We start from the raw sequence: 10227 nt of genomic DNA on the forward strand, positions 1-10227 counted from the left end.
GCCGTCGTTGCGGCTTCATTCTCAACATCGCCGCGAATGCGGCCAAAACTACATGGCAACAGGTCGTGCGTTGGCGAAAAGCGTCTGGCCCGATCATTGATCAGGAAAACGTCTCTGCGGTGCCAAAAGTTAACACCCGCCTGCTGAACTGTCCCCTTACCGACACCACATCTAGTGTGGTTTGCGTCGGTTTGCACAAGGTGACGCATCTAGCCCTAGTGGGTCAACGGATTTTTAACACAAAATACAGATTTATTGAGTTGACGACCTAGCGTCAAAATGGGCGGCGCAACGATAACTGATTCATGCACAAGATTGTCCACAAGCGGGGCCGCCGATCCAAAAAGCAGAAACCCTTCTAGTCGGCAGACTTAGCCAAATCTCTTCAGACAATTGATGAAGTTTGCAGCCGAAAATCCCTTGCTGCATTAACGAATGTTAACAAAGTATGAATGATATATATGCAACCAATACGATCATCGCCAAATGCCGATCCGCGACTAAATCGACAGTCTGACGTTCAACGGTAGTGGTGAAGTGGTCGGGGCGGAGAGATTCGAACTCCCGACCCTCTGTTCCCAAAACAGATGCGCTACCAGGCTGCGCTACGCCCCGAACCATGGCGTGTCTTTAGCCCCACCAAACTGATTTGAAAAGCCCTAACCTTCAGTCTTTTCGCCACAAGGCAAAATAGCGTCTGCGCCAAAGCTGGGATGCTGCATCACATCGCCGGGTGCTATGCCAAGACGTGACGACAGCCCGCCGTTAATCTCAAGCACCATCTGCACGCCACTCCCGCCGGGAATCGGTGTCAGATCGCCCGGCACCGCATTTTCATGGATGTTCAAAATCTCACCTTCGGGACTAACAAACAGCATATCAAGCGGAATAAGCGTGTTTTTCATCCAGAAACTGACGCTTTGCGGGCGCTCATAGACAAACAACATGCCTGACAACATAGGCATGTCCTCGACGAACATCAGCCCTTGAGCGCGCTCTTGGACATCATCCGCTATTTCAACGGTAAAGGTCGCCTGACCAAAGTCACCCGCGACGGTCAGCCTGCCGTCAGCGCAGTCCGCCAAAAGCGGTTGGGCCAACAAACTCAGGACACAAACGCAAGCGGGCAACCTCACTTGGCCGCGGCCTCCCATCCGATGACATCAATCGCCATACGTCCACGCTCGCCATCCACCATGCGCAGGCCAATGGCCTCGCCTGATTGCAGGTCCGACAGGCCAGAGCGGCGCAGAACCTCAACATGAATAAAGACATCATCGTTATTGCCAAAGACATTGGCAAAACCAAAGCCCTTGGCCTTGTCGAACCACTTGACCCTTGCGGGTTCAATCGGTTTCTGGGCGATATCTTCGGCGGTGAACTCAACCATATCGCGTAGCGGCAACGACTCTTCCGTCTGCGGTGGCGTAATAGAAAGCACCTCAGTCGCTTGCAAACCACGCTGGGTATCCTGCACGACAATCGAAATAGCAGAGCCGTCAACAACGGACCCCTGCCCAAAATTCCGCAGTACATTTGCATGCAGCAGAATATCGGGTCCGCCTTCATCCGAGATCACGAAACCAAACCCCTTCGTGGGGTCAAACCATTTTACCTGTCCTCGCACCTGACGTTGTGTCCCGGTGTCCTGCGTTTCCATCGTGTCTTCCTCTTGAACAGCGGATTCGTCCCAATCGCCGTCCATGTTTGTGTCTTCATTAGACCCGAACTGTCGTACCATCGTCTCTCTCGATTTCTATGTTGCCACAAAATAATGGCAGTTAAGGAGAGAGACGGGTTATCTCCCAATCCTGATCGACCTCATTACGTGACCACCGAAACCGGTCATGCAATCGAAATGCACCATCAGACCAAAACTCAATCTCCAGAGGTACAATCCGGAAACCACCCCAAAAAGGCGGCCGTTCCGGGTCCGCACCTTTTTGTACTGTTACTTTCGCAACGTCTGCCATCAAAGTCGCACGCGACGTTAACGGCCGTGATTGTTGCGATGCCCATGCCCCCACCCTGCTCTTGAGTGAACGGGACTTATAGTACTCATCGGCAATTGGTCCATCCTCTTTCGAGGCCAATCCACGTACTCGTATCTGCCTTGCGAGTGATTTCCAATGCAGAACGAAGGCCGCCTTGCCAGATTGCGCAATTTCTTGCCCCTTCCGGCTGTCATAGTTTGTGTAAAACACAAATGCGTCCAATTCGATGTCTTTCAGCAGTACCATGCGCACATTCGGCAGGCCATCTGCATCGACGGTTGAAAGGGCTATTGCATTGGGATCATTGGGCTCTGTCGCATTGGCAGAATCAAGCCACTGCCGCGCGATGGCGAATGGGTCTGCTCCCGCAAAAATGCCGTCCCGGTCAGACATAGCTGATCCTTAACAAAACCCCCACCTGTAGGCTTAAGAGCAATTGGACACAGTATCAAGCTTTTTGCGCCACTGTTCAGATACTTGCTGGACCGCTTGCAATCGCCTAAACGAAGTATAAGCCGAAGGGCAAACAACAAAGGAAGACGCGCGATGAAATCTCAGCTGATGCAAGGCAAAAGAGGTCTGATCATGGGGCTCGCCAATGATAAATCAATCGCATGGGGAATCGCGCAAGCCTGCGCTGACGCCGGCGCTGAGCTTGCTTTTTCGTACCAGGGCGAGGCCTTGAAGAAGCGGGTAAGCCCGTTGGCGGCATCTGTTGGCTCTGACATTGTGCTGCCCTGTGATGTGGGTGATGAAGCGTCTATCGACGCACTTTTTGCGTCTCTGGAAGAGCGTTGGGGCAAGCTGGACTTTATCGTCCATGCCATTGGTTTTTCCGACAAAAATGAACTACGCGGTCGCTATGTCGACACCAGTCGCGACAACTTTGCGATGTCCATGGATATTTCCGTTTATTCATTCACAGCCGTCGTGCAACGGGCCGAAAAAATGATGACTGATGGCGGTTCCTGCCTGACACTGACCTATTACGGTGCTGAAAAAGTCATGCCGCATTACAACGTCATGGGTGTGGCCAAGGCCGCTCTTGAGGCTTCGGTTCGCTATCTGGCCGAGGATCTGGGTAGGGACAACATCCGGGTGAATGCGATCAGCGCAGGTACCATCAAGACGCTCGCAGCATCCGGCATTGGCGACTTCCGCCTGATCATGAAGTGGAACGAGTATAACTCACCCCTGCGTCGGACCGTCACACAGGAAGAGGTGGGTAAATCCGCGCTTTATCTGCTGTCTGATCTGGGTAGCGCCGTCACAGGTGAGGTGCTGCATGTCGATGCAGGCTACCATGTGGTCGGCATGAAGGCTGTCGATGCGCCCGATATCACCAAGGAATAGAGCATGACAGATCGCCTCCCACATGAAAAAGGGTTTCACATCAGTTGGGATCAAATCCACCGCGACAGCCGCGCCTTGGCGTGGCGGCTGGACGGGCAAGGCCCGGACAATGGCGCTTGGCGCGCTGTGGTTGCCATCACACGTGGCGGTATGGCCCCGGCGATGATCGCCGCGCGTGAATTGGATATCCGCACGGTCGATACAATCAGCGTCAAAAGCTATGATCATCAGGATCGGGCCGAGGCAAAGGTTCTCAAAGCGCCGGATGCCGCTTTGATGGGGGATGGCACCGGCATTTTAATCATCGACGATCTGGTGGATAGCGGCAAAACGCTCGAACTGGTCCGCGACCTTTATCCAAACGCGCATTTTGCGACCGTCTATGCAAAACCCAAGGGACGCCCACAGGTCGATACCTTCATCACAGAAGTCAGCCAGGACACATGGATCTTCTTTCCATGGGACATGGCCCTGCAATATGTCGAACCTTACCGCGGCAAGGATTAAGACAGCCCAAGGCCGTCTCGCCCTATCATCTTGCCCAAAAACTCCCGCCGGAGGCATCCATAATATCGTGCGGCGCAGCCGCTCTTTTTGGAGAACGCCATGACCCAAACACGTACAGCCGCGACCTTTGCCCCACCTGTGATGGAGGCGCGGCGCTGGTTGAATGGCGTCACCCACGCCGCTGACCGCCCCCTTCTGAACGTCAGTCAGGCCGCCCCGGTTGATCCCCCGCCCACCCCGCTGCGCGAAGCGATGGCGCAGATTGTTCTCAATGACGCCGAAGCCCATCTCTATGGCCCGGTGCTGGGGCTGCCGAAACTCCGTGCCGAGGTCGCCCGACAATGGACCACCAGCTATGGTGGCACCGTCACCTCAGATCAGGTTGCAATCACGTCCGGGTGCAATCAGGCATTTGCCGCCGCAATCGCGACCCTTTGCGCCGAGGGTGATGAGGTGATCATCCCCGTCCCCTACTATTTCAACCATCGCATGTGGCTGGATATGTCAGGTGTCAAAACCGTACCACTCCTGGCTGGCGACGGCATGGTGCCTCGTGTAGCGGACGCCGAAAAGCTGATCACACCCAAGACCCGCGCCATTGCCTTGGTCAGCCCCAACAACCCCTGTGGGGTCGAATACCCAGCCGCAACGCTGGCCGCCTTTCGTAACCTTGCCCGCACAAACGGCATTGCCTTGATTGTCGATGAAACCTATCGCGATTTTGACAGCCGCGACGGCGCACCGCATGACCTCTTCGTGGATGAGACATGGGACGATACCTTGATCCAACTCTATTCATTTTCAAAGGCTTACCGCCTGACGGGTCACAGGGTCGGTGCGGTCGTCGCCAGCACTGCGCGTCTGGCTGAAATCGAAAAGTTCCTCGACACCGTCACGATTTGCCCCAACCAGTTGGGCCAACGCGCGGCCCTTTGGGGGATGCAAAACCTGACTGATTGGCTGGCAGGTGAACGGCGCGAAATCCTCGACCGGCGTGCGGCGATCGAAGACCATTTTCCGCAACTTGCCGCCAAAGGTTGGGAACTGCTGGGATGCGGCGCGTATTTCGCTTACGTCAAGCATCCTTTTGCGATGTCATCGGCTGATCTGGCCCCGCTTCTGGTCAAAGAGGCGGGCGTTCTGCTTTTGCCCGGCACCATGTTTATGCCCGACACCTTGCCCGACGGCGAAACGCAGTTGCGCATCGCATTTGCCAACATCGACCGCGCAGGTGTTGAGACCTTATTCAACAGGCTGTCAGAACTGCACTTCTAACACTTGCACCCCTGCGCCTGCACCCTTATTCAGACGCAAACCAGCGGGCGGAGCGACAGGGAAAAATGGCAAAAAAAGACAAACCTCGTTACGGCGCATGGATCATCGTCGGGGTCATCCTTCTGGGCCTTGCCGGTTTTGGCACCGGTGGCCTCAGCGGGAATATCCGCAACATCGGCACCGTGGGTGATAAAGACGTGACCGTCGCGTCTTACCAGCGCGCATTGAACGAACAAATCCGCGCGTTGTCAGCGCAATTTGGTCAGCAGATTTCATTCCAGCAGGCGCAGGCCTTTGGCATTGATCAAGTTGCACTCAGCCAGGTCGTTTTGCTGCGCACGCTGGACAATGAGGCAAGCCAGCTTGGCGTGTCCGTTGGGGACGCACGCGTCTTTGAAAGGTTGCAAGCGATCCCGTCCTTTCAGGGCGCAGGCGGATTTAACCGCGATACCTATCGCCTTGCTTTGCAGCAGACCGGCCAAACGGCAGAAGAGTTCGAAACCGGTATTCGCGAAGAAACCGCACGCACTCTGTTGCAAGCTGCGGTTGTCAGCGGTATCCCTGCCCCAGATGCTTATGCCGATGCGTTGGTCCAATACATCAGCGAAAACCGCAGCATTACTTGGGCTGTCGTTGACGCAAGTGACCTGACCGCCCCTGTACCCGGTGCCACACCTGCCGCACAGCAGGAGTATTACGACGCAAACCCGGCTGAATTCACCCTGCCCGAGGCCCGCAACATCACCTATGTGTGGCTGACACCAAACATGATCCTTGACGATATGGTTGTCACGGATGAGGCCGTGTCAGCGCTCTATAACCAACGCATTGCGGAATTTGTGCAGCCTGAACGCCGCCTTGTTGAGCGTCTGGTCTACCTCAATCAAGAACGCGCCAATGATGCGATGGCGCGGTTGGACGCTGGCGAGATCACATTTGAAGACCTTGTCGCCGAGCGTGGTTTGACACTGGCTGATATTGATCTTGGCGATGTCAGCCAAGAGGATCTGCGCAGTGCAGGCGAGGCTGTCTTTGCAGCAGACGCAGGCGACGTTGTGGGGCCTTTCAATTCGCCCCTTGGGCCTGCGCTTTTTCGGATGAATGCGGTATTGGCGTCGCAAGAGACCTCGCTGGAAGAAGCCGCGCCTGCCCTGCGTGATGAGCTGGCGGCAGATGCCGCGCGCGAATATATCAATGACAGTGCCGACCCAATCGTTGACCTGCTGGCCGGTGGTGCGACGATGGCCGATCTGGCTGAACGCACCGACATGCGCTTGGGTACGATTGAATGGACACCTGACAATACCGATGGCATCGCCGCTTATGATGCGTTCCGGCGTGAAGCAGCCGCCGTCCAAGAGGGTCAATTCGCCGAAATTTACGATCTGGCCGATGGCGGTATTTTCGCGCTGACCCTTGATGGCATCACACCACCAACCCTTCAGCCGCTTGATGATGTGCGCGATGCTGTCTCGGCCGCGTGGCAGGATCAGGCGCGCCAAGAAGCCGTGATCGCACTGGCCGAGGAAATCGCCGCTGACATCCTGCCTTTGACCGGGTTTGAAACGGTAGGGCTGGAACCAACAGTCGAAGAAGGCATGACACGGCGCACTTTCATCGAAGGTACACCGCCTGATTTCAACGATCAAATCTTTGCGATGGCCATTGGCGACGTCCGCGTGGTTGACGCTGAGGATCGCGCGTTGGTGGTCCGGCTTGATAACATCGCAGCCCCTGATTTGAACGACGAATCTGTTGTCGCGCAACGGGATGCTGTGGCCGAAACGGCCCGCGCTGGCATCGCGCAGGACATCTTTGACGCCTACGCAAACGCGCTGCGCCAACAGACCGAGCAAAGCCTGAACCAACAAACCATCAACGCGGTCAACGCACAGTTTCAATAGGCTGATTTATGGCACTTTTGCCCGACTATGACAGTTTCGCCCAAGGCTATGATGCGGGCGGCAATCAGGTCGTCTACACGCGTATTGCCGCTGATCTGGATACGCCTGTTTCGCTGATGCTCAAACTGTCGGGCGCAGGCAAGAACGCCTTTATGCTGGAAAGTGTAACTGGCGGTGAAGTGCGCGGGCGTTATTCTATCGTCGGCATGAACCCCGATCTGATCTGGGAGTGTCATGGGACAGTATCTCGGGTGAACCGCTCTGCCCGCTTTGATGACAGTGCGTTTGGACCCATGGATGATGATCCGCTGACGGCCCTGCGCGCGCTATTGGCCGAATCGCGTATTGATCTGCCTGCGGACCTGCCTGCCGCCTCTGCGGGACTGTTCGGGTATCTGGGTTATGACATGATCCGGCTGGTTGAACGCCTGCCCGACGTCAACCCGGACCCGCTGGGTCTGCCCGACGCCGTGATGCTGCGCCCTTCGGTGGTAGCCGTCCTTGATGGGGTGAAAGGCGACGTGATCCTTGTCGCGCCTGCTTACGTCAATTCCGGCCTTTCGGCGCGCGCGGCCTACGCCCAGGCCGCAGAGCGGGTGATGGATGCCCAACGCAGCCTGGAACGCCCGATGCCCAGCGAGGCGCGTGATTTGGCCGATCCGGCCCCTGTGGCGCCGCCGGTCTCCAATTTCACTCACGAAGCCTATCTGGCAGCGGTTGAGAAAGCCAAAGAGTACATCAAAGCAGGCGACATCTTTCAGGTCGTGCCCTCGCAGCGCTGGACGCAGGATTTTCGTGAACCGCCCTTTGCGCTCTATCGCTCGCTGCGCCGCACCAACCCGTCGCCGTTTATGTTCTTCTTCAACTTCGGTGGCTTTCAGGTCATCGGCGCAAGCCCCGAAATCCTTGTGCGTGTCTTTGGCGACGAAGTGACAATCCGGCCCATCGCAGGGACGCGTCCACGCGGTGCAACGCCGGATGAAGACAACGCCAACGAAGCCGATCTGATGGCCGACAAAAAGGAACTGGCCGAGCACCTGATGCTGCTGGATCTAGGGCGCAACGACACGGGGAAAGTCAGCAAGATCGGCACGGTGCGACCCACTGAACAATTCATCGTCGAACGTTACAGTCACGTAATGCACATCGTATCAAACGTCGTGGGCGAGTTAGCCGACGATCAAGATGCCCTAAGCGCGTTCTTCGCAGGGATGCCAGCAGGTACGGTTTCAGGCGCGCCCAAGGTGCGTGCAATGGAAATCATTGATGAACTGGAACCCGAAAAGCGCGGCGTTTATGGCGGTGGCTGCGGGTACTTTAGTGCCAACGGTGACATGGATATGTGCATCGCGCTGCGAACAGCGGTTTTGCAGGACGAAAAGCTTTATATTCAGGCCGGCGGCGGCGTTGTCTATGACAGCGATCCAGAAGCCGAGTATCAGGAAACCGTGCATAAATCGAACGCAATCCGCAAAGCAGCAGCGGATGCGCGGATGTTCCATGGGAACGGCAATTAGGGCCGTCGCGACAAGCTACTGAGCTTGCTTCAGTAAGACTGCCGATACCGGCGCAATCGCCAGCGTTTCGCGATCCACATCAGCAGCCCATTCGCGCAAAGCATCGACAGTCTGCGGCGTCAGCCTGCCCAGCAGGATAGCATCACCTGATTGCCGGGCGCGAAACGCGGCTTGATCCAGCGCGCGCGTAATCGCGCGGCTGTCCTCGCCTGCGCCGTCCAGATCACGCAGGATCGTCGCGGCTGCTATGCCCTCTTGTTGGGCTGTGCGGGCCGCGTTGCCCAAACCCTGCTGGACGGTCACAAATCCACGGCCATCGGCGGCCAGAATTTCCATGACCTGCGCAGTGACATCCCGGTTCTGCAATGCACCTACCCCGTTTGAGAACAGCATCGCGACCTCCGGAAGCTGCGCGAAGGCGGCCTCAAACGCGACCTCGACATCGACGGGTTGGGCGGCATCCGGCAAATCCGCCTGCATCGCAACTTCAATACCCGCCGCGCGGTACGCTGCCATCGCATCGGCGGCGTCAGCTGCAAGCGCATTGATGACGACCGTCGGAACAAACCCCAGTTCGGACAGCGCCGCCGGGGCTGCATCCACCGCACCAGTGTCGATCAAAATGACTGAGATCAGAGGAAGATCGTCCGGGTTCTCAAATGCAGCGGCAAAACGCAGCAAAGCAGGCGCATCATCTGGCAGCGCATCTTCGTCAGTAGTGTCCTCAGGGACCTCATCGGTATCAGCACCGGGGCGATTGATGCGCACGGCCGCATTGGTCTGCGGCAGTTCTGGCGTTACGGTTGCGGGCGGACCCGTCTCAACCACTTGGGGCGTCGGTGTTGGGTCTTCGACAATAGATGCAGCTTCTGTACTCGGAGCGGGCTCCAAAGTTTCCTCAGCAGGCGCGTCAGCAACGACCTCTTCTTGCGCTGGTGCTTCGGCCGGTGTGGCAGCATCCTCAGCGACAACCTCATCGGGTTGACTGGTCTCGGCCTCTTCGGGTTCCACTTGCGTAATCACGATCAAAGGCTCTGTGGATGCATCATCCAAAGCGGCGTTGTCCGCGCGTGGCGTACCAAGCTCAATCACGGTGACCTCGGGCGCATCTGTGTCTTGCACAGATGTTGCCGCTTGGGTGTCATCTGATGTGACCACCAGCGGTGCTGCGGGGGCACTCGGTGCCGCGCTTTCCGGCATCGCCGTCGCAAGCGCGGCTTCGTCAGTTCCAGCAATCGGGGCATCAACCGTGCCATCCAACATGGGATCAGCCACCTCCTGTGGTGTTTCAATAGCAGTGGCGACCTCGGTCGTCTGCGGCGGATCAGCGGATTCCGTGGCGACCTGGGGTGTGGCATCGGACAGCTCTGGCAGCGTATTCAACGGGGGCGCAGGGGTGAATGTCGGGCTATCCTCTTCAGACGCCTGAAGCGCGACAGATGGGGTTTCCTGAACCGTTTCCAACTGCGGTGCGGCCAACTGCGGTGCCGGGGGTCCCGACGCAAAGACCGGCTGTTCATTGACCAATGAGACAAAACTCAGCCCCACGCCACCGACAACCAGCCCCCATAGACTGCCTTGAAGAAAGCTCTGCATCTGCCCACACCCTTTTGTTCGACCTTGACGCCACCTTGCGTCCCGGCCCATGTATTAACTCGGTTATACCGCTCTCTTGTA

The 10227-nt window shown here is 57.0% G+C and carries 9 protein-coding genes and 1 tRNA gene; 5 read left to right on the plus strand and 5 right to left on the minus strand.

The genetic code is table 11. From position 1 onward, the window contains the following. Positions 1-538: 538 nt before the first annotated feature. The 4 genes from MWU60_RS03935 to pdxH form a co-directional block, all read right to left on the minus strand. Positions 539-615: transfer RNA gene (locus MWU60_RS03935), tRNA-Pro, on the minus strand. Positions 616-659: 44 nt separating this feature from the next. After that, complete coding sequence (locus MWU60_RS03940) at positions 660-1103, minus strand: DUF192 domain-containing protein (RefSeq protein WP_247226173.1); 444 nt, start codon at positions 1101-1103, stop codon at positions 660-662. Between the two features lie 29 nt (positions 1104-1132). After that, complete coding sequence (locus MWU60_RS03945) at positions 1133-1660, minus strand: cold shock domain-containing protein (protein WP_247226174.1); 528 nt, start codon at positions 1658-1660, stop codon at positions 1133-1135. Between the two features lie 121 nt (positions 1661-1781). Then, the gene (pdxH, locus tag MWU60_RS03950) at positions 1782-2387 is read right to left on the minus strand and encodes a pyridoxamine 5'-phosphate oxidase (protein WP_247225745.1); all 606 of its coding nucleotides are present in this window, start codon (positions 2385-2387) and stop codon (positions 1782-1784) included. 153 nt (positions 2388-2540) lie between these two features. Here pdxH and fabI point away from each other — a divergent pair, with 153 nt between their 5' ends. The 5 genes from fabI to trpE all read left to right on the plus strand — a co-directional run bounded on the left by fabI (position 2541) and on the right by trpE (position 8550). After that, on the plus strand, positions 2541-3347 hold the full coding sequence (gene fabI / locus MWU60_RS03955) for an enoyl-ACP reductase FabI (RefSeq protein WP_247225747.1): 807 nt from the start codon (positions 2541-2543) through the stop codon (positions 3345-3347). A gap of 3 nt (positions 3348-3350) precedes the next feature. After that, positions 3351-3854 carry a xanthine phosphoribosyltransferase gene (gpt, locus tag MWU60_RS03960; RefSeq protein ID WP_247225748.1) on the plus strand — a complete coding sequence of 168 codons (504 nt, stop codon included), beginning with the start codon at positions 3351-3353 and terminating at the stop codon, positions 3852-3854. Between the two features lie 99 nt (positions 3855-3953). Further along, positions 3954-5129 (plus strand): aminotransferase, encoded by a 1176-nt coding sequence (locus tag MWU60_RS03965; protein WP_247225754.1) that lies wholly within the window; start codon positions 3954-3956, stop codon positions 5127-5129. Positions 5130-5194: 65 nt separating this feature from the next. Next, complete coding sequence (locus tag MWU60_RS03970; RefSeq protein WP_247225755.1) at positions 5195-7033, plus strand: peptidylprolyl isomerase; 1839 nt, start codon at positions 5195-5197, stop codon at positions 7031-7033. An 8-nt stretch (positions 7034-7041) separates the two neighbouring features. Further along, positions 7042-8550, plus strand: coding sequence for an anthranilate synthase component I (gene trpE, locus MWU60_RS03975; RefSeq protein ID WP_247225756.1), 1509 nt, complete (start codon positions 7042-7044; stop codon positions 8548-8550). Positions 8551-8565: 15 nt separating this feature from the next. Here trpE and MWU60_RS03980 read toward each other — a convergent pair whose 3' ends face one another. Continuing rightward, positions 8566-10146 carry a divergent polysaccharide deacetylase family protein gene (locus MWU60_RS03980; protein WP_247225757.1) on the minus strand — a complete coding sequence of 527 codons (1581 nt, stop codon included), beginning with the start codon at positions 10144-10146 and terminating at the stop codon, positions 8566-8568. Positions 10147-10227 lie beyond the last annotated feature (81 nt).

The sequence above is a fragment of the Yoonia sp. F2084L genome (assembly GCF_023015625.1).
Lineage (GTDB): Bacteria > Pseudomonadota > Alphaproteobacteria > Rhodobacterales > Rhodobacteraceae > Yoonia.

What these genes read in the sequence shown, in the direction of transcription:
- trpE (WP_247225756.1), top strand. Translation starts at nt 7,042, where the DNA reads ATGGCACTTTTGCCCGACTATGACAGTTTCGCCCAAGGCTATGATGCG.
- pdxH (WP_247225745.1), bottom strand. Translation starts at nt 2,387, where the DNA reads ATGTCTGACCGGGACGGCATTTTTGCGGGAGCAGACCCATTCGCCATC.
- MWU60_RS03945 (WP_247226174.1), bottom strand. Translation starts at nt 1,660, where the DNA reads ATGGAAACGCAGGACACCGGGACACAACGTCAGGTGCGAGGACAGGTA.
- gpt (WP_247225748.1), top strand. Translation starts at nt 3,351, where the DNA reads ATGACAGATCGCCTCCCACATGAAAAAGGGTTTCACATCAGTTGGGAT.
- MWU60_RS03965 (WP_247225754.1), top strand. Translation starts at nt 3,954, where the DNA reads ATGACCCAAACACGTACAGCCGCGACCTTTGCCCCACCTGTGATGGAG.
- MWU60_RS03970 (WP_247225755.1), top strand. Translation starts at nt 5,195, where the DNA reads ATGGCAAAAAAAGACAAACCTCGTTACGGCGCATGGATCATCGTCGGG.
- MWU60_RS03980 (WP_247225757.1), bottom strand. Translation starts at nt 10,146, where the DNA reads ATGCAGAGCTTTCTTCAAGGCAGTCTATGGGGGCTGGTTGTCGGTGGC.
- fabI (WP_247225747.1), top strand. Translation starts at nt 2,541, where the DNA reads ATGAAATCTCAGCTGATGCAAGGCAAAAGAGGTCTGATCATGGGGCTC.